The following is a 23004-nucleotide window of genomic DNA, read 5'->3' on the forward strand; positions in this document are numbered from 1 at the left end:
CGGTCAGTCGGCGAAGTCGACACCGGCCAGCGACACGCCCCGGTACGCGGCGAGGCGCTCGGCCTCCGCGACCACCGCGTCGCGGGTGCTGCCGGTGAGCTTGCGCCACGGCTGGACAGCGACGGTGAACGTCCGGCCGGACTTGCGGGGACGCCAGGCGCCGGCCAGCTCACCGTCGGCGAGCACCGCTCCGGGGCGGCCCAGCACCGGCCACAGTTCCTTGGCGCGGGCCGCGTCCGGCACCAGCGTCGCCCGGTCCTTCGCCTGGAGGAACAGGTCGAACGGGCCGAGCAGGCGGGTCGTCGTGGCGTCCGCCGACGCCAGCGCCGCCTCGTCGGCGGCGAGCAGCCAGCGCGTCTCACCGTCGACGCTCACCTCGACCGCGTCGCGCGGCCAGCGGGCCTTGACCTCCTTGACCGTGGCGTCGAGGTAGTCGGCGACGTGCTTCGGGGTGGCCGGGCCGAGCAGCCGCAGGTAGGCGCGGATGAGATCGAACCGGTCGCCGGGCGTGGCTGCCGGACGGAACCCGCGGATGAGATCGAACCGGTCGGCGGGCGTGGCTGCCGGACGGAACCCGCGGATGCGTTCCAGCACCGGCGGTGACGTGTCGAGCCGCAGCTCCAGCCCGGCGCGTACGGCGGCCAGCCGGAACGGCATCTCGTAGAGGTGGGTCGCGTCGCAGGGACGGCAATGCCGCAGGTAGGGCTCGGGCATCAGCTCGGCGAGCCGCCCGGAGACCTCGCCCTTGACCGTCGGCTCGCGGACGATCTCCCGCATGCGCGTGGCCACCTCGTCCAGCGCGGCGAGGATGCCGATGCCGGCCGCCTTCAACGGCTTCGCCGCGTCGTAGATGCGCTTGCCCGCGTCGGCGTCGGAGAACGGCTCGACCGCGGCGGCCACCGCGCCCACGTCGGCGCGTCGGTAGAGGTGCGGGGCGCCGCGTACGGTCCAGAGCATGACCACGTCGTCGCCGGTCAGCGGGCCCACGTCGACCCCGCGCGTGGCCAGCGCCCAGCGCCCGCCGTCGGGGCCGGTGTCCTGCACGCCGATGTCGAGTACCGCGGTGTCGGCGAGCGGGCCCTGCGCCCGGTCGAGTTGCTGAGCGCGTACGCGGAAGGCCATGACCTGACGCCTGTCGACCACCGACACAGCGTAGGCGGCGGCACCGACATCTCCGGGCCAGCGCGCGGCCCGGCGCGGCGGGTGCCGTCAGCGAGCGGCGCGCGGCACGGAATCCGTCCGCCGGTCGCCGCCGGAGCGCTTGAGCAGGAACACCCCGCCGCCGATGAGAACGAGGCTGAACACGATTCCGAACAGATTGCCCTCGGCGAGCGTGCCGAAGATGCCGAGCAGGCCGAAGATGACGGCCACACCCCCGACGAGACGCATGACGTAACGACCGACCGACTTGCCCCGTGAATCCACCATGGACGGTGGCCTACCCCGGCCGCTGCGCCGGCAAACTGGAGACCGGCGCGGCGGATACCCGTGCAGTAGTGTCGCGCGGTGACCGCCTACGACATCGCCGCGAAGCTGCCCGGCATCGATCTGCTCAGGCAGCGGTGCCGGGCGCTGGCCGTCCTGGAACGTCTTCTCGACGAAGGCCACCCGTACTATGCCTACGACCCGGCCTGGGGAGCGGACGAGGCGGCGTTGATGAGCAACGGCGGCGGGGACGAGTGGGCTGTCGTCTTCACCCCGGAAGGCGCCTTCATCCGGGTCTTCGACCATGAGTCGTCCATGTCGCCGTACGCCGACGACGACATCGAACTGTGGCCGGGCCTGCTCGACGGCCTGCCGGCGGAGTTCCGCGGGCTGGTGGACGAGCCCGCGTTCGGCGACGAGGGACGGTTCGTCGCCACTGCTGTCCTGTGGCGGCTGACGGGCGACGACCGCTGGCACGCCGGTCAGGGAATCGACTTCCCGCCGTTGCGTGGGCCGTACGACCACACCGGGCCGGACGGGTCGCCGATGCTGGAGATTCTCTGCGACGACGTCGTGGACGAGTTCGTGGAGTTCGCCGGCGACTACCACGAGGTGGCGCTGGATCGGGAGGCGGTCGCGGCGGTGGTCGCCCACCGGCCGCTCACGGAGGCGCTGGTGCGGGCCGTGAACCCGGAGGCGTCGCTCGCCGCGGTCCGCGCCGATGTCGAGGCCATGGGTTACCCGGTCGTCTGAGAACGACGGGTCAGCGGTCGGCGAGCAGCCGTTCCCGGACCTCGCGGCGCAGGATCTTGCCGATCTGGGAGTACGGCAGCTCGTCGACGATCACGACCCGGCGCGGCACCTTGTAACCGGCCAGGCGGGTGCGGCACGAGGTCCGGATCGCCTCCGGGTCGCCGGCCACCGCCGGGTCGACCACCACCGCGGCGACGACCTCCTCGCCGTCGTCGGTGGGCATCCCCACGGCGGCGGCCTCGCGTACGCCGGGGACGCGGCGCAGCGCCTCCTCCACCTCGGACGGGTAGACGTTGAAGCCGCCGGTGATGATCAGCTCCTTGATCCGGTCGACCACCGTGACGAAGCCGTCGGCGTCCATGGTGACGATGTCGCCGGTGCGCATCCAGCCGCCGGGCAGCAGCACCTTCGCGGTCTCCTCCGGCCGGTGCCAGTAGCCGGAGAACACCTGCGGGCCGCGGACCAGCAGCTCACCGGCCTCGCCCGGGGCGCGGTCGCGGGACGGGTCCTCCGGGTCGACGATGCGTACGTCGGTGGAGGGGAACGGCACGCCGACGGTGCCGGGCCGGCGGGTCGGCGCGACCGGGTTGCCGACGGTGATCGGGGACGTCTCGGTCATCCCGTACCCCTCGACCAGCAGGCCGCCGGTCACCTGTTCCCACAGCTCCACGGTGGCCGGTGGCAGCGACATCGCGCCGGACAGCGCGTACCGGATGGAGGTGAGGTCGACGCCGCGTTCGCGGGCGACGGTGGCGAGCTTCGCGTAGACCGGCGGCACCGCGGGCAGGAACGTCGGCGGGCGGCGGCGGACCGCGTCGAGCACCTGGTCGGCGTCGAAGCGGGGGAACAGCACCAGCGTGGCCCCGATGCTGACGGCGAAGGTCAGGCAGAGCGTCAGCCCGTAGGCGTGGAACAGCGGCAGCACCGCGTACACGATTTCCTCGCCGTCACGCAGGCCGGGCACCCAGGCCCGGCCCTGCGCGGCATTGGCCCGCAGGTTGCGGTGGGTCAGCACCGCGCCCTTGGGCTCGCCGGTGGTGCCGCCGGTGTACTGGAGCAGCGCGACGTCGCCGGCCTCCGGCGCGGGATGCCCGGCGGGCAGCGGCCCGGCAGCGGCGACCAGGTCCGACCAGGCCAGGGCGCCGGGCGCGGGGGCGGTCATCGCGGCGCGGGCGGCGCGGACCTTCGGCAGCGGCGCCCGCAGCGCCCACCGCTTGAGCCGCGGCAGCGCCGCGGTCAGGTCGACCGCCACCACGGTACGCACGGCGCCGCGTCCCGCCACCAGCGGCGCGACCTTGTCCCACGCGATCGCGACAGTGGCGCCGTGGTCGGTGAGCTGCCGGTCCAGCTCGTCGGCGGTGTAGAGCGGGTTGTGCTCGACCACGACCGCGCCGAGGCGGAGCACGGCGTAGAAGGCGACCACGTGCTGCGGGCAGTTCGGCAGCACCAGCGCCACCCGGTCGCCCGGGCCGACGCCGAGGCCGCGCAACGCCTCGGCGGCGCGGGCCACCTGCTCGGCCAGCTCGGTGAACGTGGTGGTGGCACCGTAGAAGTCGAGCGCGACCCGGGGGCCGAACCGTCCGGCCGCCTCGGTGAGCAGGTCGACGAGCGAGCCGTCCGGCTCGGTGATCTCGGCCGGTACCCCCGGCGCGTAGCTACGGGTCCAGGGTCGCTGGGCGGTCGCGTCCATCGCCGTTACTCCTCGTCGCGCGGATGACGACCCCAGCCTAACGTGACCGGGCGGTAACCTACGCTGACGTAGGTTGCCGGGTAGGTCACACCTGCGCAGGTCAGCGTCGGCGTGTCGAATGCTGGTGCACCACCCGCCGGCCCTTCACGATGCCGACGATGATCACCGCGGCGAGCGCGATCACGCCGATGATCACGAGCCAGCGGACCGCCTCCAGCAGCAGCCCGAGCAGGATGATCACACCGGCGACCACGCCGACCACCCAGAGCAACGCGCGCATGTCCCAGCCTCCCGTCTTACGGTCGGCCGCCCGCTTTCCCGCTGGTCCTGCGGCCATGCGCCGCCGGGTGGGTCAGTGCCGGGCCACGTACACGGTGTTCGCCGCCTCCCGGCCCTGCAACGGGTTCGGGAACCGGACGACGTGCGCCACCGAGGTCGGGAACACAGCGGTGAGCGTGCGCTGGAACGCCGTGTCCGGCGGGTCGTTCGACCAGAGCGCGAAGACCCCGTCCGGGTGCAGCAGCGCGGCCAGCCGGCGCAGCCCGTCGACCGTGTAGAACGCGGCGTGGCTCGGGTGCAGCACCTGGCGAGGGGAGTGGTCCACGTCCAGCAGCACCGCGTGGAAGCGACGACCCGGCTCGTCCGGGTCGAAACCGCCGTCGGCGACAGCGGCGAAGAAATCCGCCCGGACGAACCGGGTACGCGGATCGGTGGCCAGGCCGGCGGTGAACGGCAGCAGGTCCCGGCGGTGCCAGTCGATCACGTCCTCGATCGCCTCGACCACCAGCAGCGAACGCACCCGGGGATCCTCCAGCGCGGTACGCGCGGTGTAGCCGAGGCCGAGCCCGCCGACCACCACGTCCAGCTCCGTGCCGGTGAGCGAGGCCAGCCCGAGCCGGGCCAGTTCGATCTCCGCCACCGGGAAGGCGCTGGACATGAGGTACTCGTCGTCGAGCTTCACCTCGTACACCTCGGAGCCCAGCGCCGGGTCGCGCCGCCGCCGCAGGCTGATCTCGCCGATCGGCGTCTCCCGCCAGGCCAGTTCCTCGAAGCGCGCGCCCACCCGGTGTCCTCTCCGCCGATCCGTCCCCGGATGCTACCGGCCGGTCCCGGCCCGGCCCGGCGAAACCCCGGGCGTCGCGGCGCTCAGTCGGCGGGGCGAGTGGCCACCACGACCGTGTCCAGCGCGTCGACGGCGCCGCCGTCGCTCGTCGGGACCGGCCGGCGCGTGGTCTCGGCCCGCTGGACCCGCAGCCCGGCCAGCCCGTCGACCACCGCCTCAGGCGTGAGCAGCACGGCGGGGTCCTGCGGACCGCCGGTGCCACCGGTGAGGTTGGCCAGGTCGTGCCCGACCACCACGAGCGTGCCCCCGGGACGCAGCGCCGACTTCGCCGCGGCGAGCACGCCGGCGAACTCGGCGGCGGGCAGGTGCAGGTAACTGATCAGCACCAGGTCGTAGCTGTTCGGCACCGGCCGGTACGCGGTCACGTCCGCGACCCGCCACTCGACGGTCACGCCCCGCGCGGCGGCCATCTGCCGCCCCCGCTCGACGGCCACGGTGGAGAAGTCCACCGCGTTCACCCGCCAGCCCTGACCGGCCAGCCAGACCGCGTTGCGTCCCTCGCCGGCCGCGATGTCCAGCGCCGACCCGGGGGTCAGCCCGGCGACCGACTCGACCACGAAACGGTTGGGCTCAGCGCTCCACACCAGTCCGGGCGTGTCGGCGTACCGGCTGTCCCAGGCGCTGCTGTCCACTGTGTCCCCTTCCTCGGCGGCCCCACACCGCCATGGTGACCGTACCGGCCACGGCAACCGCTCCCACGGCGAGTCCCCAGACCGGCGGCAGCTGCTGTGCGAGCACGAACACGCCCATCACCACGACGAACCAGCCGAACCCGCGGCGCAGCAGATCTGCCGGGATCCGCCCGGCGAGCCGGCCACCGAGCAGGCTGCCGACGACCGCGGCGACCGTGACCGCGCCGGCCAGCCCCCAGTGGATCTGCACGCTGGACAGGTAGCCGGCCAGGCCGGCGAACGACTTCATCGCGATGACGACGAGCGAGGTGCCGACCGCCACCGGCATCGGCAACCCACCCAGCAGGGCGAGAGCCGGTACGACCAGGAAGCCGCCGCCCGCGCCGACCAGACCGGTGACCAGGCCGACGACCACGCCGTCCCCGACCACCCGCAGCATCGGCAGCTCGTGCGGCTTCGACCGGCCCTCGGCGGACCGACGGCCCCGGAGCATCGCGACCGCGGTGGCCAGCATCATCAGCGCGAACCCGGTGAGCAGGACACCGGCCGGGACGAACTCGGCCAGCCGGCCGCCCGCGTACGCGCCGGTCATGCCGGCCACGCCGAACACGAGCCCGGTACGCCAGCGGACCCGGTTCGCCCAGGCGTGCGGCAACACGCCCACCGCGCTGGTCACGCCGACGACGAGCAGCGAGGTGGCGATGGCCTCCTTCGCGGGCAGGTCGGCGACGTAGACCAGCAGCGGCACGGCGAGGATCGACCCGCCGCCGCCGAGCAGACCCAGCGTCACGCCGATCAGCACCGCGCCGGCCAGCGTCAGCGCGAGAGTGGTCACCTACGGCCCCCGTCGCGCAACTGCCCGACGATCGTGTCGAGGTCGCAGCTCGCGCCACGGTTGTACGGCAGCTTGCTCAGCAGCATGCCCATCGCGCAGGTGTTGGTGAGCGCGGCGAACGTGAGGCCCGCGCCGATGAACGCGGCGACCCACTTCAGGCCGGGCACGAACACCGAGCCGAGCACGGCGGCGAGCACGATCGCGCCGGCCACGAGGCGTACCTGGCGCTCCAGGTCCCAGCGCGACCGGCCCTGGTTGACCGGGGCGTTGGTGGCCTGCCAGGCCAGCATGCCGCCGTCGAGCACCTTGACGTTGGGCAGGCCGACGGCGCCGAGCGCCTGGCCGGCCTGACTCGCCCGGACGCCGGAGCGGCAGACGAGCACCACGTCCTCGTCCAGGTGGCTGCGCAGCTCGGCGCGGTGCTCGCGGAGCAGGTCCAGCGGCACGTTGTACGCGCCGGGGATGTGCGCCGCCTCGAACTCGCCGGGCGTACGCACGTCCAGTACCCGGGGCGGACGGCCGGCGGCGATCAGCTCACGCAGGGTGGCCGCGTCGATGGTGGTGGTGGGGGTGGTCGTGGTCATGCTCTGTCTCCTTGGGCTGTTTTCGGGCAGGATCCGTCGCCGGCCGGCGTGTCGGCACGCCGGCCGGGCGTCGGGGGAGAGGGTCAGGCGGCGGGCGCCATCCGTACGCCGGCCTCCGCGGCCCGGGCGTACGCGTCGTCGATCAGCACCACATCGCGGCCGGCGTTGGCGAGCAGGGACGCGGCGGCGGTGGCCCGGTAGCCGGAGCCGCAGTGCACCCAGATCGTCCCGGCGGGGATGTCGGCGAGCCGCTTCGGCACGTCCGGCAGCGGCACGTGCACCGCGCCGTCGATGTGCCCGGCCTTCCACTCGTTCGTCATCCGCACGTCGAGGACGACCTGCGGCTCGGGCAGCCCGGCCGGGGTCTTCCCGGCCTGCGCGGCGGCGAGCGCGCCGAAGTCGGCCACTGCCATCTCGCGCAGCTGCGCCGGGTCGCCGGCCCACTGCTCGGGTTCGCCGGTGGCCTGTGCGGCCGGGCGGTCGATGCCGATGCGGACCAGTTCCCGCTGGGCGTCGGCGACCTGCTCCGGGGTCTGCGCCAGGAACGTCACCGGCACGCCCCAGTCGATCAGCCAGCCGAGCCACGTCGACATCGGCCCGTCGAGGCCGAGGCTGACGGTGCCGGCCAGGTGCGAGGTCGCGTACGCCTTGCGGTGACGCAGGTCGACCACCCACTCGCCGGCGGCGATGCGACGGCGCAGCTCGTCGGCGTCGGCGCGGGCCACCGGCGTGAGGTCGACCGGGGCGGGCCCGGCCGCGTTCGCCACGCCCATGTGGGCGTAGTACGCCGGGTAGGCGTCCAGCCCGGCCAGCGTCTCGGTGACGAACCGGTCGGCGGCCAGCCGCAGCACCGGGTTGGCCTCCTTCTCCCGGCCGATCGTCGACTCGGGGGCGTCGGCCTGGCTGGCCGAGCAGAAGCTGCCGAAGCCGTGCGTGGGCCACACCTGCGCGCCGTCGGGCAGCAGGTCGGCGAGCTTGCGGGCCGAGGCGTGCTGGTGGTGCGCCAGTTCGTGCGCGTACTGCTGGCCGAGCAGGTCGGTACGGCCGGTGGTGCCGAACAGCAGCGACCCGCCGGTGAACACGCCGGCCGGAGTCCAGCCGCCATCGTGCTCGTCGAGCACGTACGACAGGTGGTGGAACGTGTGGCCCGGCGTGCCGAGCACCCGCAGCCGCATCGTGTCCGAGACCGGCACGGTGTCGCCGTCGGAGACCGGCGTGCGGTCGAACTCGACGGTGTCGGCGGCGGCCACCAGGTACTGCGCGCCGGTGATCCGGGCCAGCTCCAGACCGCCGGAGACGTAGTCGTTGTGGATGTGCGTCTCCACCACGTGGGTGATCCGTACGCCCTTGGCGCCGGCCAGGTACAGGACTCGGTCGATGTCGCGCTGCGGGTCGACCACGATCGCCACCCGACCGTCGGAGGCCAGGTAGCTGCGGTCGCCGAGCGAGGAGGTCGCGATGACGGACACGTCGATAGTCATGCCGTTTCCTCTCTTTGCCTATATACCCCGGGGGGTATGTGCGGGACAGTCTGCGGCCCGGGTTCTCCGGGCAGTGGTTTTACCCACCCGCGCCATGGTCACACGGCGCGGGTGGGACTCAGCTGGTCAGGCGGGCACCGTCAGGGGGCGCCGTCAGGCGAGGGACAGGAAGAGCTTCTCCAGCTCCTCCTCGGTCATCTCCGGCTCCTCGCCGGCCTGGCGGGCGGCGTCGCAGTAGCGCATGCCGGAGGCGATGATCTTGAAGCCGGCCCGGTCGATGGCCTTCGAGACCGCGGCGAGCTGGGTCAGCGCGGCGCGGCAGTCCTCGCCGTTCTCCATCATCTCGATGACGGCGTTGAGCTGCCCCCGGGCCCGCTTGAGCCGGGTAAGCGCCTCGCCGGTCATCTCGGGTCGAAGATTCACGTCCCACCTCCTGTGCTCGAAGATACCCCAGGGGGTACCCCTGTCGCCACCCCGATCAGACGCCGGCCTGAGCCCGGACCTCGTTCATGTCGAGGTCGCGCACGGCTCGGATCAGCTCCTCCAGCCCGGCCGTCGGCAGGGCGCCCGGCTGGGCGAACACCAGCACGCCGTCCCGGAACGCCATGAGTGTCGGGATCGACCGGATCTGGGCCGCGGCCGCGAGGGCCGGCTCGGCCTCGGTGTCGACCTTGCCGAAGACGATGTCCGGATGCTGCTCGGCGGCCTTCTCGTAGACCGGCGCGAACGCCCGGCAGGGGCCGCACCAGCCGGCCCAGAAGTCGGCCAGGACGATGCCGTCCCGGTTGACGGTGTCCGCGAAGTCGGTGGTGGTCAACGCCACGCTGGCCATCAGTACCTCCGTTGGTTCGGTTCCGGCATGTGTAACACACCCCCGGGGGTATCCATTCCGGGCGGGTGCTCCGGCCGCCTTGATCGACTCCACTTCGGGGAGGTGGTTAGGTCCGGGCCGGTGTGATGCGGTCACCTCGGGGGAGGTGGCGGGCGAGTGCATCGGCGTGGCGAACGCACTGTCCCGGTGGGGCAGGGTTCCTGTGGGGGAGCTGCACAGGGCTCGGGCCTCGGCTGGCCTGGAGGTCGTCGTCGGTGGCCTGGTCGACCGGAGCCAGGGCTGGGCTGTCTGTGCCGTGGTGTGATCGACTCCAGTTCGGCGAGGTGGTGGGGTCCGGGCGGGTGTGATGCAGCCACTTCGGCGTACTTGCGCTGGGGCCTGGGGTGGGCGTGCTTTGTGCCGGTGCTCGGGCGAATTGGGGCGGATGGGCGTCCGCGTGCGCCCGTGGCGTGATCGACTCCAGTTCGGGGAGGTGGTGTGGTCCGGCCGGGTGTGATGCAGCCACTTCGGCGTACTTGCGCTGGGGCCGGGCACGGGCGCGCCCGTGTCGGTGTTCGGGCGAACTGGGGCGGGTGTGCACCCGTGCTTGATCGACTCCACCTCGGGGAGGTGGTCGGGTCCGGGTGGATGTGATGCAGCCACTTCGCCGTGCTTGCGCTGGGGCCGGGCGCCCCCGTGCCGGTGTTCGGGCGAAGTGGGGTGGGCGCACACCCTGTGGCTTGATCGACTCCAGTTCGGGGAAGTGGTCGGGTCCGGGTGGGTGAGATGCAGCCACGTCGGCGTACTGGCGGAACGGGCCGACAACCAAGGGCCGGTGAGGGACACGCAGGGTCGCCGGGGCATCGACGGAGCGCTTATCCTGTGCGCCGACCATCCCGGCGGGAAGGGACCCGATGGCGTCGCGGCAGGACCAGCTGCACTCGTACCAGTTCACCGTCCAGCGGGCGGTCGCCGCGCTCGTCATGCGGGAGACCGACCCGCCGCAGTCCCCGTTCCGCCGGCTGGCCGGCGCCGGTCTGGCCAGCGTCCTGGTCGCCGCGATCGCGCTCGGCGGCGTCGCGCTCTACGGCCTGTTCACCGGCGGCGGTGACTCGTGGCGCGAGACCGGCGCGGTGATCGTGGAGAAGGAGTCGGGCGCGCGGTTCGTCTACCGCGACGAGAAGCTGCACCCGGTGTTGAACTACGCCTCCGCGCTGCTGATCATCGGGGCGGAGCAGCCGAAGACGGTGCTGGTCAGCCGCCGCGCCATCGAGGGGGTGCCGCGCGGTCTGCCGCTGGGCATCGCCGACGCGCCGGACTCGCTGCCCGCGCCGAATCGGCTGGTCCGCGACGCGTGGACGCTCTGCTCCATGGAGGGGGACGAGAGCGGGCGCGGCGAGGCCCGGTCGGTGCTGCTGATCGGGCGGGAGGCCACCGGAGGCCGGGCGCTCGGCGATCAGGGCCTGCTGGCACGCCACCCGGACGGCGCCCTGCACCTGGTCTGGCGCGACCGGCGCTACCTGCTGCGCGACACCGACCGGGTGCTGGCCGCGCTGGCCGCCACCCGGGAACGGGCGGTGCCGGTCGCGGCGGCGCTGCTCAACTCGTTGCCGGCCGGCGTCGACCTGGCCCCGCCGCCGGTCGGCGACCTCGGTGAGCCGTCCGAGCGGGTCACCGGCGCGAGCGTGGGTGACGTCTACCTGGTGCGTAACTCCGGTGGCGGACGGCAGTACGCGGTGGCGCAGCGCGGCGGGCTGGCCGGCATCACCGAGTTGCAGGCGGCGCTGCTGCTGGCCCGCACCGGCCAGGGCGAGCCGGAACCGATCACGCTCGGCCGGTTCGCCGCGCTGCCGAAGCTGCCCGGTCTGGTGCCCGGCGGGCCGACCGCGCCGCCCGCGGTACCCGCCCGGCTGGCCGCCGCCGAGGGCGGTGCGCTCTGCGCGCGGGCCGGTGACGACACCGGGGTACGCGAGCTTCGCGTCGGCGTCACCGCGCCGGACCTCGCCGCCCCCACGCGGACGCCCGCCGGCCGGGCCGGGCTCGCCGACGAGGTGGTGGTGGAGCCGGGACGCGGCGCGCTCGTGGAGGCGGTGTCCGCACCGGGCGCTACCGGCGGCGCGATCTGCGTGGTCACCGACCTGGGACGGCGGTACGCGCTGACCGGCGCGGTGGTGGCCGGCATGCTCGGGTACGCGGGCGTGCGCCCGGCGCGGCTGCCGGCGGGCCTGGTGGACCTGCTGCCGGCGGGCAGCCCGCTCGACCCGGAGGCCGCCCGCACCGTGGCCGCACCCGCCTGACCGCCAGGAGCACGGGCGCAGGCCGGGCGAGAAAGGAGCGGGTCAGTCGGCGGGGCGGCGCAGCACGCTCACCGCGAAGTCGGCGTCGTCGCGCCAGGGACGCAGGTCCCAGGTGGCGAAGCGGTGCTCGGGGCGCAGCCCGGCGGCGATCGCGTCGGCGTCCAGGTCGGCCACCGGGTAACCGCGGTCGGTGGCGAAGCCGACCACGACCAGGCCGTCCGGGCGCACATGCGCGGCGACCCGGCCCAGCACGTCGCGTTCGGTGCCGGGGGCGACGAAGACCATCACGTTGCCGGCCAGCACGGCGGCGTCGAACGGCTCGGGCTCACCCTGGGCGGCCAGGTCCAGCTCGGCCAGGTCGGCGACCAGGAAGCGGGGCCCGGGGTGGTCGGCGCGGGCCGCCTCGACGAGTGTCGGGTCGGCGTCCACGCCCACGGCGTCGTGCCCGCGCGCGGCGAGCACGGCGGCGACCCGGCCGGTGCCGCAGCCGGCGTCCAGCACGCGCGCGCCGGGCGGTACGAGCGCGTCCAGCAGCCGCGCCTCACCGGCCAGGTCGGCGCCCTCGGAGGCGAGCTGGCGGAAGCGGTCCACGTACCACTGGGAGTGGCCGGGCTTCGTGTCGGTCACCCAGCGGGTCGGCTTGCCCATGAGGCCACCGTAGCTGATCTTGTGGGCCCGGGTCAGGCGAGCGCCAGGAACGTGCCGGCGGCCAGCGGCCCGCCCAGCGCGACGCCGGCCAGCACCTGCGGCCAGGTGTGGTCGCGCAGCCGTACCCGGGACCAGCCGACCGCCGCCACGAGCGGCCAGCCGAGGTGTGCGACCGGGCCGACCAGCGGCACCAGCACGGCGACGGTGGCGGCGACCACCGCCGCGTGGATGCTGAGCTTCCACCAGTGGTTCACCAGCGCGCACGCCGCGCCGACCACGAAGACCACGACGATGACGGCGAACAGTTCGGCGGGCGCGCGTACCGCCGCCAGCAGCAGCAACCCGGCCGCCACCGAGGCGAGCCCGATCGACAGCGGCCGGGCCCGCTGGGTGCGGTCGCCGACGTGCCGGTCGGTGAGCCGCCCCCGGCGTACGCCGTGCACGAGCACGCCGATCGGGATGACGGCGCAGAACGCCAGCGCGATGCCGCCCCAGAGCAGGAACTGGCCTGCCGAGCGGCTGACCCGGGCGGCGGCGATCAGCGGCAGCGCCGTGACCAGGACGGTCGGGGCGAGCGCCTCGGTGAGCAGCCGGGCCGCCCGCGCGCCGGCCGGCTGCTCCTCCCGTGATGCTCGCACCCGATCATCCTGGCACGGACGCTCAGCCCTTCTCGGCTCCGCTGGTGAGTCCCTCGGTCAACAGCCGCTCACCGGCGAAGAAGAGCACCACGATCGGCAGCGTGAGGATGACCGAGCCGGCCATCAGCACGGTCTTGGGCACCTCGACGCCGTCGGCGAGCAGCGACAGCCCCAGCGACACGGTCCACCGGTCGGGCCGGTCGACCAGGAACAGCAGCGCGAACAGGTACTCGTTCCAGGCGATCATGAAGTCGTACAGCGCGACAGCCATCACCGACGGCGCAGCGAGGGGCAGGCTGACCCGGCGGATGATGCCCAGGCGGCCCGCGCCGTCGATCGCCGCCGACTCCTCCAGGCTGACCGGGATGGTCTCGAAGTAGTTCTTCAGCATGTAGACCGAGACGGGCAGCGTCTGCGAGATGTAGACGAGCACGAGCCCGGTCAGCGACCCGCGCAGCCCGGCCCGGCTGAAGACCACGAACAGCGGGATCGCGATGACGATCGACGGGAACAGGTAGACCGCCAGGAACAGCGCGCTGACCTGCCGGCGGCCGAAGAACCGCAGGCGGGACACCGCGTACGCGCCGGGAATGGCGATCACCAGGGTGAGCGCGGTCGCGGCGAGCGCCACCAGGCCGCTGTTGCGGATGAACGTGAGGAAGCCCTGGCCACCGTCGGAGACGGACTTGAGGACCTCGGCGTACGTGGCGACGGTCAGCTCGCCGAACGGCACCCAGAGCGAGCCGGGTTCGAGCAGCAGGCGTTCGATCGGGCGCACCGAGAGCACCAGCATGTACCAGAACGGCAGCAGCGTGACCACCAGGAAGCCGGCGATCACCAGCCGGCGCAGCCAGCGCAGGCTCACCGTCTCGATCCGGTCCCGGTCCATCACGCCTCCCGTCGCGCGCCGAAGAAGCGCAGGTAGATCGCCACGAACACGAGCAGCACCACGGCGAGCACTACCGCCTGGGCGGCGGCCGCGCCGATGTCGGTACGGGCGGTGAGGAACTGGTAGACGCGGACGCTCACCACCTCGGTGCCGGCCGAGCCGCCGGTGAGCAGGTAGACGTCGTCGAACTTGTTGAACGTCATGATGAAACGCAGCACGCCGATCAGCGCGATCACCGGCATGAGCTGCGGCAGGATGATGTGCCGGAACCGCTGGGTGGGTGTCGCCCCGTCGACCCGGGCGGCCTCCTCCAGTTCGCCGGGCACCGCTTGGAGCCGCGCGAGCAGGAACAGGAACGCGAACGGGAAGTAGCGCCACGCCTCGAACGCGATCACCGTCCACAGCGCGGTGGACTCCTGGGACAGGAACGGCACCGGCTGATCCCAGCCCAGGAAGCGCTTCCCCCAGTCGTTGACGATGCCGAGCTGCGGGTCGAGCATGACCTGCCAGACGAACGTCATGGCGACCACCGGCGCCACGTACGGCAGCAGCATCGACGCGCGTACCAGGGTGCGGCCCCGGAACGGCCCGCGGACGGCCAGCGCCGCCACCAGGCCGACCAGAATCGAGCCGGCGGTGCCGCCGACGCTGTAGAGCACCGTGGTCCAGAGCGTGTCGGCGAATCCGGGGGTGTGCAGGACCCGGTCGATGTTGTCCAGCGTCAGCTCGCCGAACAGGCCGGTCTTGCGCAGTGTCGCCAGGCGTACCCGCTGGAAGGCCAGCACCACCGTCCAGACGATGGGTATGCCGATCACCGCGAGCACGACGAGCAGGGTCGGGGCGACGAGCGCGAGCCCGGCGCGGGACTCGCGGCGGCGCAGCGTCAGCGGGCGGCGGCCGGGTCGGCGGGGTCGCTCCGGTGCGGGGGAGCGGCCGGCCTCCGGCGCGGTGGTGGTCAATTGACGCCCTTGGCTATCGCCTCGACGTCCTTGCGGGCGCGTTCGGCGGCGGCGCGGGCGTCGGACTTGCCACCGACGACGTCGGCGAGCGCCTTGGGCACTGGTAGTTCACCCAGGATCGCGCCGACCAGCTTGCCCTGGTTCTCGGTCAGGCCCCAGCGCTGGAACGTGTCGGGGCTGCGCCGCAGCGTGGCGAGCACGTCCTCGCCGTAGACCTCGGACAGCGGCTTCTTGGTGTCCACCCCGGCGGGGCTGGTGTTCCAGGCGGTGCGGAACTTCTGCTTGTCCTCCGGCGTGCCGGTGCGCACCGGGAAGCGCCCCTCGGGGGACATGCCGAACCAGCGGGGGTAGCCGTCGGAGAGCATGTACTCCACGAACGACTTCGCCGGGTCGGCCGCGCCGTCGAGCACCGACCAGGAGCTGACCTCGCCGTACTGGGCCGGCTCGGTGCCGTTCGGGCCCTTGATCGCGGTGACGAAGCCGCTGTTCTTCGCGAGCCACGCCGCGTCGGACTGGCACTGGGGGCAGGTGGGGCGGGCGTCGGCGCGCAGGCCGGCCAGCTCGTCGAGGATGAACGGCGACCAGATCAGCATGGCTGCCTTGCCGGCGAAGTAGGTGGCGCGGGTGGTGTCCACGTCCTGGGCGCCCTTGACCGAGTTGTTCCGCATCAGGTCGCCGTAGAAGCGGAACGCCTCGACGCACTCGGGGGAGTCGAGGGTGATCTTGCCGGCGTCGTCGGTGAGCCGGCAGTTGTTCGCCAGCGCCAGGTGTTCGAACGTCTGCTGGGTGAACACGTCGCCGGGCGCGGTGGCCGCGGTGATGCCGGCGACGCCGCCGGTGTTCAGCTTCGCCGCCGCGGCGGCGATCTTCTCGTACGTGTCGGGCACGGGCAGGCCGGCGGCGGCGAACAGGTCCTTGCGGTAGACGAGCAGCTGGCCCCACCCGTCGCTGGGTACGGCGAGCTGCTTGCCGCCGTCGCTGGTGAGTTCCAGCGCGCGGGGCGTGAACGTGTCTTTGCCGAGCCGGTCGACGACCGTGCCGTTGGCGTCGGCGTCGACCAGTTCGTTGGCGGACAGCGTGCGCACCCCGGCCAGGGAGACGGAGCCGACCACGTCGGGCAGGTCGCCGGCGGCGGCGCTGGAGGCGATCAGGGACGGGAACTGGTCCTCGTTGACGGTGACGAGGTTGACCTTGACGCCGGTCTTCGCGGTGTAGTCGGCGATGATCGCCTTGGTGGCGGCGACCCGGTCCGCCACGTCTTCCAGGCTCCAGACGGTGATCCGGGAACTGTCGGATTTCTGCCCGTCGTCGCTGCATGCGGCCACGCCGGTCCCGGCCAGTGCCAGGATCAGGCCTAGTGCGAGCCGCCGCGTTGAGGGTGATGACATCGGTGGCACTCCTCTCGAAAGAGTACGGCTTGCCGCTAATACCCATCGATTCATCAATGTAATCACATATGCCCATTTTTTGGGTTAGAATCGAGGTCGGCACTTTCTTCGGAGCGACGCCATGAGCAACTGGGTTGTCTCTCTGGCCGGGCCCCGGCACGTACGCCTGGAGCCCTGCCCCGCGGACCGGCTCGGTCCGGGCCAGGTCCGCGTCCGCACCCGCTACTCGGGCATCTCCGCCGGCACCGAACTGACCCTCTACCGGGGCAGCAACCCGCGCCTGCGGAAAGACTGGGACGCCGGCAGCCGCATGTTCGTGCCCCGGCAGGCCGGCCCCGCGTACCCGGTGGTGGGTTTCGGCTACGAGGAGGTCGGCGAGATCGTCGAGGCCGCTCCGGACGTCGCCGACCGGCGGCCCGGCCAGCTCGTCTGGGGCATCTGGGGGCACCGCGCCGAAGCGGTGCTGCCCGCCGCGGCGGCGCATCCGCTGCCGCCCGGCATCGACCCGCTCGCCGCCGTCTTCGCCCGACCCGGCGCCATCGCGCTGACCGCGGTGCTCGCTGGTGACCTGCACCTGGGCGACTGGGTGGGCGTGTTCGGGCAGGGCGTGATCGGGCTGCTCGGCACCCGGCTCGCGGTGCTCTCCGGCGCCCGCGTGGTAGCCGTCGACCGGATGCCCGGGCGGCTCGCGCACGCCACCGGGCTCGGCGCCCGCCGGGTCGTCGACGCCGCCGAGTCGCCCGCCGCCGCGCTGCGCACGGCCACCGGCGGCCGGGGCGCCGACGTGTGCCTGGAGCTGTCCGGGTCGTACCCGGCGCTGCACGAGGCGATCCGGGCCACCGCGCACGCCGGCCGCGTCGTCGCCGCCGGCTTCTACCAGGGGTACGCCCACGGGCTGGAACTCGGCGAGGAGTTCCACCACAACCGGATCCAGCTGGTGGCCGCCCAGGTCTCCGGGCCGGACCCGGCACCCGGCACGGCCGGCCGGTGGTCCGGGACCCGGATCGCGGACACGTTCATGGACCTGGTGGCCGAGGGCAGCGTCGACCCGCTGCCGCTGGTGAGCCACGTCGTCGACGCGGGCGCGGTGGCCGACGCCCTGGCGTTGCTCGACCGCGGTGACGGTGACGTCCTCCAAGTGGTGCTGAGGTTCTGATGGACATTCCGCTCGCCTGCCAGGAGCAACTGCTCCCCGGCGCCGACCTGACCCGGAAGTACGCCCTCGCCGTCTCCCTCGGCTACCAGGGCATCGAACTGCGCGGCCGGGGTGACCACGCGCTGGCCGGACGGCTGCCGGAGCTGCGCCGCGCCCGCGCCGCAGGTGTGGTCATGCCGACCGTCTGCGTCGAGATGGACCACTTCATCGGCGACTTCGACCCGGTCCGCTCCCGCGACGCGGTGGACAACCTGCGCTCCCAGCTCTCCGTGATCGCCGAGCTGGGCGGCGTCGGCGCGATGACGCCGGCCGCGTGGGGCATGTTCTCCCGCCGGCTGCCGCCGTTCGAACCGCCACGCTCGGCCGACGGTGACCGGCGGGTGCTCGTCGACGCCCTGGGCGAGCTGGCCGGGCACGCCCGCGCCGAGGGGGTCACGCTGTTCCTGGAACCGCTCAACCGGTACGAGGACCACATGGTCAACCGGCTCGACCAGGCCGTGGAGCTGTGCCGCGCGGTCGGGTCACCGGCGCTGCGGGTGGCCGCCGACACCTACCACATGAACATCGAGGAGGACGACCCGAACGCCGCGCTGCGCGCCGCCGCGCCGTACCTCGGGCACGTGCAGGTCAGCGACTCCAACCGGCACCAGCCCGGCGCCGGGCACCTGGACTGGGCCGCGCTGCTGGCCACGCTCGACGCGATCGGCTATACCGGCTGGCTCGCGCTGGAGTGCCGGCTGCGCGGCGAGCCGGTCGCCGCGCTGCGCCAGGCCGCCGACGCGCTGGCCCAGGCCCGTCCCCGGCGGGCCGCCGCATGACGCTGACCACCGGGGTACGCGCCGACGCCGACCGTCACGCCCGGCTGCGCCGCCTCGCGCTGGCCACCCTGGACGCCAACTGGGAACACGACCACACGGTGCCCTCGCGCACGCTCTACCCGCACCAGTGGAGCTGGGACTCGGCGTTCATCGCGATCGGCCTGGCCCACGTCCGTCCCGACCGGGCCTGGCGGGAGCTGCGCACGCTGTTCGCCGCGCAGTGGGTCGACGGGCGGGTGCCGCACATCGTGTTCAACCCGGCCTCGCGCGCCGGGCCGTACTTCCCCGGGCCGCAGTTCTGGGACTCCGCGCGCGCCGACGGCGCCCCGGCCCGGGCCACCTCCGGGATCGTCCAGCCGCCGGTGCACGCCCCGGCCGCCTGGCTGGTGCACCGCCGGGCGCCCGGCGAGGCGTCGGTGGCCGCGCTGCGACGGCTCTACCCGAGGCTGGTCGCGCAGCAGCGCTACCTGACCGGTCGACGCGACGCCGGCGGCGCCGGGCTGGCGTCGATCGTGCACCCGTGGGAGTCCGGGCTGGACAACAGCCCCGCCTGGGACGCGCCGCTGGCCGCGGTGCCGGCCGACGAGGCGGTGATGCGCGCGTACCGCCGGCACGACACCGCGCACGCCGACGCGTCGCAGCGCCCCACCGACCTGGACTACGCGCGCTACGTCGCGCTCGTGGAGTCGTACCGCGCCGGCCGCTACCGGGACGAAGGGCTGCTCGGACGGCACCCGTTCCTGGTGGAGTGCCCCCTGGTGAACGCCGCGCTCGGCGTCTCCGAGTACGCCCTCGCGCGCATCGCCACCGTGATCGGCGCCGACCCGGGACCGCACCGCGACCGGGGCGCCCGGATCACCGAGGCGATCGTCACCCGCCTCTGGGACCCGGTCACCGGCACGTTCCGCCCCCGCGACGTACGCGCCGACCGGCTCGTGCCGGCCCGCACCGTGCTCGGGCTGATGCCGCTGGCGCTGCCCGAGCTGCCGTCGGCGCAGGTGAGCGCGGTGCTGGCCGAGGCGTGCTCGCCGCGCTTCGGGCTGGCCGCCCGGATGGACCGGCCGCTGCCCACGTACGACCGCACCGCGCCGGACTTCGAGCCGCTGCGCTACTGGCGCGGCCCGAGCTGGATCAACACCGGCTGGCTGCTCTGGCAGGGCCTGCGTACCCACCGCCGGGCCGACCTGGCCGCCGGGCTGCGCGAGTCCCTGCTCGACCTGGTCGACCGGGCCGGCTGCCACGAGTACTTCCACCCGGACACCGGCGCCGGACTCGGCTCACCGGCGTTCAGCTGGACCGCCGCGCTGGTGCTGGACGCGCTCGCCCAGGAGTGACACCGGTGGGCGCCGGACACCGGCGCCCACCGGATCCGTACCGGGTCAGACGAGGCCGGCCGGGGCGCCGCCGCCGATGCGCAGGGCCGCCATCGGGGCGTCGTCGATCGCGTAGCCGAGCGCGTCGACCACCTCGACCACGCCGCTGACCTGCCGGGCCAGCCGCACCGCGAGCTGAGCCGTGGAACGGCGCTCCACCTGCCCGGTCAGCGTCACCACGCCCCGCTGCACGGTCACGTCGACCACGCCGTCGCGGACGCCGAGGCTGCGCCACAGCACCTCCTCGACCACGTCGCGCCGGATGCCGGCGTCCGGGCGCAGGTGCACCTTGAGCAGGTCACCCCGGGTGACGATGCCGACGAGACGGCCGAGGTCGTCGACCACCGGCAGCCGCTTCACGCCGCGCGCGTCCATCAGCCGGGCCGCCTCGACGAGCGTCGCATCCGGCGTGACGGTGACCGGCGGAGCGGTCATCAGGTCCGCGGCGAGCGTCGCGCCCGCCTTCGCCCGCGCCTCGCGGCGGTGCCGGTCGGGCAGGATCCGCCGCTCCCGGGGCTGCCCCAGCAGCTCCACCTTGTACATCAGGTCCGCCTCGGACACCACGCCGAGCACCCGCCGGGTCTCGTCCACCACCGGCGCCGCCGTGACGTGCCGGTCGGCCAGCACGTCGACGATCTCCCGGTACGCCGTGCCCTCCCGTACCGACGCCACGTCCCTGGTCATCACGTCCTGCACCTGCCACGTACGCATGGCGAACCTCCCTGTGTCCGCCTCCGACGCTAGGCGGCGGCGACGGGGCCGGAGCAGGGGCGCAAAGACCAGGTCAGGGGGCCGGAGGTCCCGAATCACCCAGCCGTGACGGGCTCGGCGACCTCGTCGGCGGGCGGCTCGACGATCAACAGGCCGGCCGGCGCCGGCTCGACCTCCACCCGGCAGTCGTGGAACGTCGGCGCCTCGCCCAGGTCCGTGTCGCGGACCCCGGTGACGGCGTTGACGGTGGAGCGCCCCGGGCTGCGCCGCGCCCAGTACGCCTTGTACGTGAACGCGCACCCCGGCCGGGTCGCCTCGTCCACCGCCACCGCGGCGAGGAACGCGCCCCTGTCGTTGTGCACGCGTACCGCGTCGCCGTCGGCGAGCCCGCGCGCCGCCGCGTCGGCCGGGTGCAGGTGCACCCTGGGCGGCCCGGCCCGGCGGGCGTGCCAGGGCAGCGAGGCGAACGTGGAGTTCATCAGGTAGCGGTTGGCCGGGGTGAGCAGCGTCAGCGGGAACCGGCGGGCCAGTTCCGGGTCGGCCGCCTCGGCCGGCGGCGTGTACCCGGGCAGCGGGTCCACGCCGAGCGCTGCGAGCGCCGGGTCGTGCAGCCGGGCGCGGCCGTCCGGCGTGGGGAAACCGCCCTCGGCGTACGGCGCGGAACCGACCGGCACGCCGGTGAGCCGGGCGTACGTGCGCTCGCGCAGCTCCTCGAACGTGATCGGCGCGCCGGCCAGCAACTGCCGGGCCAGGTCCTCGTCGCTGTCCGAGAACGCCGGATGGTCCACGCCCAGCGCGGCGGCGATCCGGCGGAAGATCTCGGTGTTCGGCAGCGCCTCCCCGGGCGCCCGGGGGACCGGCAGGTTCAGCGTCGTGTAGTGGTGCCCGTACGACGTCTGCAGGTCCAGGTGCTCGGGCTGCATGGTGGCCGGGAGCACCACGTCGGCGTAGTCACACGTGTCGGTCCAGCGCTGCTCCAGCACCACTGTGAACAGGTCCGCGCGGCCGAGCCCGGTCAGCAGCCGGGCCTGGTCCGGCGCGGTCGCCGCCGGGTTGGCGTTGAACACCACGAGCGAGGTGACCGGCGGGTCCGCCTCCCCGGTGAGCACGGCGGCCAGCCGGCTCATGTTCAGCGTCCGGGCCGGCGGGGCCGGCATACCGGCGGGCCGGATCACCGGGCCGTTGTCGACCGGGTGGTGGCCGCTGGTGGTCACCAGGGCCCCGCCGCCGGGGTACCGGAAGTCGCCGGTGACCAGCGGCAACGCGCAGATGGCCCGGATCGCCTGCCCGGCGCCGTGGTGCCGTTGCAGGCCCAGCCCGACCCGTATCGCGGTGGGCCGGGTGGTGGCGATCCGCTCGCCGAGCCGGCGTACCGTCCCGGGCGGCAGGCCGCACTCGGCGGCGGCCCGCTCGACCGGCCACTCGTCGAGCCGGGCGGCCAGCTCCGGCCAGCCGGTGGTGTGCGCGGCCAGCCACGCCTCGTCGGCCGCCCCGGCGTCGCGGACGTGGCGCATCAACCCGAGCGCGAGCGCCGCGTCGGTGCCGGGCAGCGGCGCGACGTGCTCGTCGCTGCGGGCCGCCGTGTCGGTACGCAGCGGGTCGATGGTCACCACGTACGCGCCGCGCTCGCGGGCCTGCTGCACGAACGGCCACAGGTGCAGGTTGGTCACCAGCGGGTTGGCGCCCCAGAGCACGATCAGGCCCGCCTCCACGATCGACTCCGGCTCGAAGCCGACCGAGCTGCCGTAGAGCGAGCGCAGCGCCGCCCGTGCCGCCGCCGTGCAGATGGTGGTGTCCAGCCGGGACGCGCCCAGGTGGGCGAAGAGCCGGGGGCCCATGGTCCAGCCCTGGACCAGGCCCATGGTGCCGGCGAAGTAGTAGGGCAGCACCGATTCCGGGCCGTGGAGTTCGATGCTCGCGCGCAGTCCGGCGGCCACCCGGTCGACTGCTTCGTCCCAGCTCGCCGGCCGGTACGCGACCCGGCCGGCCCCCTTCGGGCCGGTGCGGACCCAGGGCGTGGTGAGCCGGTCCGGCCCGTTCACCGCGTCCAGGTAGCGGTTGACCTTCCCGCAGAGCGCGCCCCGGGTGAACGGATGGTCGCGGTCGCCGCGCAGCGCGACCGCCCGGCCGTCGGAGACGGTGAGCTGCCAGACGCAGGTGTCGGGGCAGTCCAGCGGGCAGGCGCCGGGATGGGTGGTGACGGGGGCCATGGGGCGGATGCTACCGACGCGGCCGGCCGGGTGCCCTGCGGCTTTCCCACCTGCCGGCGGGTGGGGGAGTTTGGCCGGGGTGGGGGCGGGTACCCGCCGGGGCCGACCGGGGCGGGCGTGGTGCCCGCCGTCGGCGAGGGGAGGGTGGGATGCGGTTCCCCCTGTTCGTCGAGGCGGTGGCGCGACGGTCCGAGTTGCCGTCCGACGAGGCCGCGACCATCTCCCGGGCGGTGTTGCAGACCCTCGCCGAGCGGATCACCGCGGACGAGGCGGCCGACCTGGCGGCGCAGTTGCCGGACGACGTCGGCGGCTACCTGGAGCCGGGCGGGACCGCGACGACCGGCGGCGCGGTGGACTTCCTGTACCGGGTGGCAGAACGCGCGGCGGTGGACCCGGCGGTCGCCGAGGTGGGTGCCGCGGCGGTGCTCGCCACGCTGCGCGACACGGTGACGGTGGGGGAGTTCCAGGACCTCGTGGCGCAGCTTCCGAAGGGCTTCGACGCGATGGTGGACCCGATCCCGCGCCCACCCTACGATGTCTGAGCAGGCTCCCCGCGATCCGGGTTGAGCCGCGGCACCGGGGC

General features: G+C 73.9%; 24 protein-coding genes. 6 read left to right on the top strand and 18 right to left on the bottom strand.

The genetic code is table 11. From position 1 onward, the window contains the following. Nucleotides 1-3: 3 nt before the first annotated feature. Both MicB006_RS29325 and MicB006_RS31905 read right to left on the bottom strand, forming a co-directional pair. Nucleotides 4-1143, bottom strand: coding sequence for a DNA glycosylase AlkZ-like family protein (locus MicB006_RS29325; protein WP_192900156.1), 1140 nt, complete (start codon nt 1141-1143; stop codon nt 4-6). Nucleotides 1144-1209: 66 nt separating this feature from the next. Then, entirely contained in the window at nt 1210-1371 is a 162-nt protein-coding gene (locus tag MicB006_RS31905) for a hypothetical protein (protein ID WP_161565977.1), read from the bottom strand. Nucleotides 1372-1506: 135 nt separating this feature from the next. Here MicB006_RS31905 and MicB006_RS29335 point away from each other — a divergent pair, with 135 nt between their 5' ends. Next, on the top strand, nt 1507-2178 hold the full coding sequence (locus MicB006_RS29335; RefSeq protein ID WP_116510469.1) for a hypothetical protein: 672 nt from the start codon (nt 1507-1509) through the stop codon (nt 2176-2178). 10 nt (nt 2179-2188) lie between these two features. Here the strand turns inward: MicB006_RS29335 and MicB006_RS29340 are convergent, their stop codons facing one another. The 9 genes from MicB006_RS29340 to MicB006_RS29380 all read right to left on the bottom strand — a co-directional run bounded on the left by MicB006_RS29340 (nt 2189) and on the right by MicB006_RS29380 (nt 9355). Further along, nucleotides 2189-3868 carry a long-chain-fatty-acid--CoA ligase gene (locus MicB006_RS29340; protein WP_116510471.1) on the bottom strand — a complete coding sequence of 560 codons (1680 nt, stop codon included), beginning with the start codon at nt 3866-3868 and terminating at the stop codon, nt 2189-2191. 100 nt (nt 3869-3968) lie between these two features. Next, nucleotides 3969-4148, bottom strand: a complete 180-nt coding sequence (locus MicB006_RS29345; RefSeq protein ID WP_073829821.1) for a hypothetical protein — start codon at nt 4146-4148, stop codon at nt 3969-3971. A gap of 72 nt (nt 4149-4220) precedes the next feature. Next, on the bottom strand, nt 4221-4931 hold the full coding sequence (locus MicB006_RS29350) for a spermidine synthase (RefSeq protein WP_116510473.1): 711 nt from the start codon (nt 4929-4931) through the stop codon (nt 4221-4223). 83 nt (nt 4932-5014) lie between these two features. Then, nucleotides 5015-5623, bottom strand: a complete 609-nt coding sequence (locus MicB006_RS29355; protein WP_116510474.1) for a bifunctional 2-polyprenyl-6-hydroxyphenol methylase/3-demethylubiquinol 3-O-methyltransferase UbiG — start codon at nt 5621-5623, stop codon at nt 5015-5017. Beyond that, nucleotides 5562-6458 carry a sulfite exporter TauE/SafE family protein gene (locus tag MicB006_RS29360; protein ID WP_116510476.1) on the bottom strand — a complete coding sequence of 299 codons (897 nt, stop codon included), beginning with the start codon at nt 6456-6458 and terminating at the stop codon, nt 5562-5564. Before MicB006_RS29360 ends, MicB006_RS29355 begins: the two co-directional genes overlap by 62 nt. Beyond that, nucleotides 6455-7042, bottom strand: a complete 588-nt coding sequence (locus MicB006_RS29365; RefSeq protein ID WP_116510478.1) for a rhodanese-like domain-containing protein — start codon at nt 7040-7042, stop codon at nt 6455-6457. The genes MicB006_RS29360 and MicB006_RS29365 overlap by 4 nt, the downstream gene beginning before the upstream one ends. Before the next feature lie 83 nt (nt 7043-7125). Next, nucleotides 7126-8523, bottom strand: coding sequence for a rhodanese-like domain-containing protein (locus MicB006_RS29370; protein WP_116510479.1), 1398 nt, complete (start codon nt 8521-8523; stop codon nt 7126-7128). Between the two features lie 153 nt (nt 8524-8676). Next, nucleotides 8677-8946: a metal-sensitive transcriptional regulator gene (locus tag MicB006_RS29375; RefSeq protein WP_013285930.1), complete on the bottom strand. Its 270-nt coding sequence runs from the start codon at nt 8944-8946 to the stop codon at nt 8677-8679. A gap of 55 nt (nt 8947-9001) precedes the next feature. Beyond that, nucleotides 9002-9355, bottom strand: coding sequence for a co-chaperone YbbN (locus MicB006_RS29380; protein ID WP_116510481.1), 354 nt, complete (start codon nt 9353-9355; stop codon nt 9002-9004). 893 nt (nt 9356-10248) lie between these two features. Here MicB006_RS29380 and eccB point away from each other — a divergent pair. Beyond that, nucleotides 10249-11631 carry a type VII secretion protein EccB gene (eccB, locus tag MicB006_RS29385; protein WP_116510482.1) on the top strand — a complete coding sequence of 461 codons (1383 nt, stop codon included), beginning with the start codon at nt 10249-10251 and terminating at the stop codon, nt 11629-11631. 42 nt (nt 11632-11673) lie between these two features. Here the strand turns inward: eccB and MicB006_RS29390 are convergent, their stop codons facing one another. The 5 genes from MicB006_RS29390 to MicB006_RS29410 are packed head-to-tail and all read right to left on the bottom strand — an operon-like array spanning nt 11674 to nt 16153. Continuing rightward, entirely contained in the window at nt 11674-12279 is a 606-nt protein-coding gene (locus MicB006_RS29390) for a bifunctional 2-polyprenyl-6-hydroxyphenol methylase/3-demethylubiquinol 3-O-methyltransferase UbiG (protein WP_116510484.1), read from the bottom strand. Nucleotides 12280-12311: 32 nt separating this feature from the next. Continuing rightward, on the bottom strand, nt 12312-12917 hold the full coding sequence (locus MicB006_RS29395; RefSeq protein ID WP_116510486.1) for a phosphoesterase PA-phosphatase: 606 nt from the start codon (nt 12915-12917) through the stop codon (nt 12312-12314). A 22-nt stretch (nt 12918-12939) separates the two neighbouring features. Beyond that, nucleotides 12940-13806 (bottom strand): carbohydrate ABC transporter permease, encoded by an 867-nt coding sequence (locus MicB006_RS29400; protein ID WP_116510488.1) that lies wholly within the window; start codon nt 13804-13806, stop codon nt 12940-12942. Continuing rightward, nucleotides 13806-14765: a carbohydrate ABC transporter permease gene (locus MicB006_RS29405; protein ID WP_116510489.1), complete on the bottom strand. Its 960-nt coding sequence runs from the start codon at nt 14763-14765 to the stop codon at nt 13806-13808. The genes MicB006_RS29400 and MicB006_RS29405 overlap by 1 nt, the downstream gene beginning before the upstream one ends. After that, nucleotides 14762-16153, bottom strand: a complete 1392-nt coding sequence (locus MicB006_RS29410; RefSeq protein ID WP_116510491.1) for an ABC transporter substrate-binding protein — start codon at nt 16151-16153, stop codon at nt 14762-14764. The genes MicB006_RS29405 and MicB006_RS29410 overlap by 4 nt, the downstream gene beginning before the upstream one ends. 121 nt (nt 16154-16274) lie before the next feature. On the opposite strand from MicB006_RS29410, the gene MicB006_RS29415 reads away from it, so the two are divergent. From MicB006_RS29415 to MicB006_RS29425, 3 genes are read left to right on the top strand one after another with little or no spacing between them, the layout of a single operon-like run. Further along, entirely contained in the window at nt 16275-17309 is a 1035-nt protein-coding gene (locus MicB006_RS29415; RefSeq protein WP_116510493.1) for a zinc-binding dehydrogenase, read from the top strand. Beyond that, nucleotides 17309-18127, top strand: a complete 819-nt coding sequence (locus tag MicB006_RS29420; RefSeq protein ID WP_116510495.1) for a sugar phosphate isomerase/epimerase family protein — start codon at nt 17309-17311, stop codon at nt 18125-18127. Before MicB006_RS29415 ends, MicB006_RS29420 begins: the two co-directional genes overlap by 1 nt. Beyond that, the gene (locus MicB006_RS29425) at nt 18124-19461 is read left to right on the top strand and encodes a hypothetical protein (protein WP_116510497.1); all 1338 of its coding nucleotides are present in this window, start codon (nt 18124-18126) and stop codon (nt 19459-19461) included. Before MicB006_RS29420 ends, MicB006_RS29425 begins: the two co-directional genes overlap by 4 nt. Nucleotides 19462-19506: 45 nt before the next feature. Here the strand turns inward: MicB006_RS29425 and MicB006_RS29430 are convergent, their stop codons facing one another. Together MicB006_RS29430 and MicB006_RS29435 are read right to left on the bottom strand one after the other, a co-directional pair. After that, nucleotides 19507-20211 (bottom strand): CBS domain-containing protein, encoded by a 705-nt coding sequence (locus MicB006_RS29430; protein WP_116510499.1) that lies wholly within the window; start codon nt 20209-20211, stop codon nt 19507-19509. A 95-nt stretch (nt 20212-20306) separates the two neighbouring features. Further along, on the bottom strand, nt 20307-22421 hold the full coding sequence (locus tag MicB006_RS29435) for a molybdopterin-dependent oxidoreductase (RefSeq protein WP_116510501.1): 2115 nt from the start codon (nt 22419-22421) through the stop codon (nt 20307-20309). A 149-nt stretch (nt 22422-22570) separates the two neighbouring features. Here MicB006_RS29435 and MicB006_RS29440 point away from each other — a divergent pair, with 149 nt between their 5' ends. Next, complete coding sequence (locus tag MicB006_RS29440; RefSeq protein WP_116510503.1) at nt 22571-22963, top strand: DUF2267 domain-containing protein; 393 nt, start codon at nt 22571-22573, stop codon at nt 22961-22963. Nucleotides 22964-23004: the final 41 nt, after the last annotated feature.

It is taken from the genome of Micromonospora sp. B006 (genome assembly GCF_003408515.1).
In the GTDB taxonomy this organism is placed as follows: domain Bacteria; phylum Actinomycetota; class Actinomycetes; order Mycobacteriales; family Micromonosporaceae; genus Micromonospora; species Micromonospora echinospora_A.

Coding starts and splice junctions, on each gene's coding strand:
- MicB006_RS29340 (WP_116510471.1), bottom strand. CDS start 3,868: ATGGACGCGACCGCCCAGCGACCCTGGACCCGTAGCTACGCGCCGGGG.
- MicB006_RS29345 (WP_073829821.1), bottom strand. CDS start 4,148: ATGCGCGCGTTGCTCTGGGTGGTCGGCGTGGTCGCCGGTGTGATCATC.
- MicB006_RS29365 (WP_116510478.1), bottom strand. CDS start 7,042: ATGACCACGACCACCCCCACCACCACCATCGACGCGGCCACCCTGCGT.
- MicB006_RS29370 (WP_116510479.1), bottom strand. CDS start 8,523: ATGACTATCGACGTGTCCGTCATCGCGACCTCCTCGCTCGGCGACCGC.
- MicB006_RS29380 (WP_116510481.1), bottom strand. CDS start 9,355: ATGGCCAGCGTGGCGTTGACCACCACCGACTTCGCGGACACCGTCAAC.
- eccB (WP_116510482.1), top strand. CDS start 10,249: ATGGCGTCGCGGCAGGACCAGCTGCACTCGTACCAGTTCACCGTCCAG.
- MicB006_RS29390 (WP_116510484.1), bottom strand. CDS start 12,279: ATGGGCAAGCCGACCCGCTGGGTGACCGACACGAAGCCCGGCCACTCC.
- MicB006_RS29400 (WP_116510488.1), bottom strand. CDS start 13,806: ATGGACCGGGACCGGATCGAGACGGTGAGCCTGCGCTGGCTGCGCCGG.
- MicB006_RS29410 (WP_116510491.1), bottom strand. CDS start 16,153: ATGTCATCACCCTCAACGCGGCGGCTCGCACTAGGCCTGATCCTGGCA.
- MicB006_RS29415 (WP_116510493.1), top strand. CDS start 16,275: ATGAGCAACTGGGTTGTCTCTCTGGCCGGGCCCCGGCACGTACGCCTG.
- MicB006_RS29420 (WP_116510495.1), top strand. CDS start 17,309: ATGGACATTCCGCTCGCCTGCCAGGAGCAACTGCTCCCCGGCGCCGAC.
- MicB006_RS29425 (WP_116510497.1), top strand. CDS start 18,124: ATGACGCTGACCACCGGGGTACGCGCCGACGCCGACCGTCACGCCCGG.
- MicB006_RS29430 (WP_116510499.1), bottom strand. CDS start 20,211: ATGCGTACGTGGCAGGTGCAGGACGTGATGACCAGGGACGTGGCGTCG.
- MicB006_RS29435 (WP_116510501.1), bottom strand. CDS start 22,421: ATGGCCCCCGTCACCACCCATCCCGGCGCCTGCCCGCTGGACTGCCCC.
- MicB006_RS29440 (WP_116510503.1), top strand. CDS start 22,571: ATGCGGTTCCCCCTGTTCGTCGAGGCGGTGGCGCGACGGTCCGAGTTG.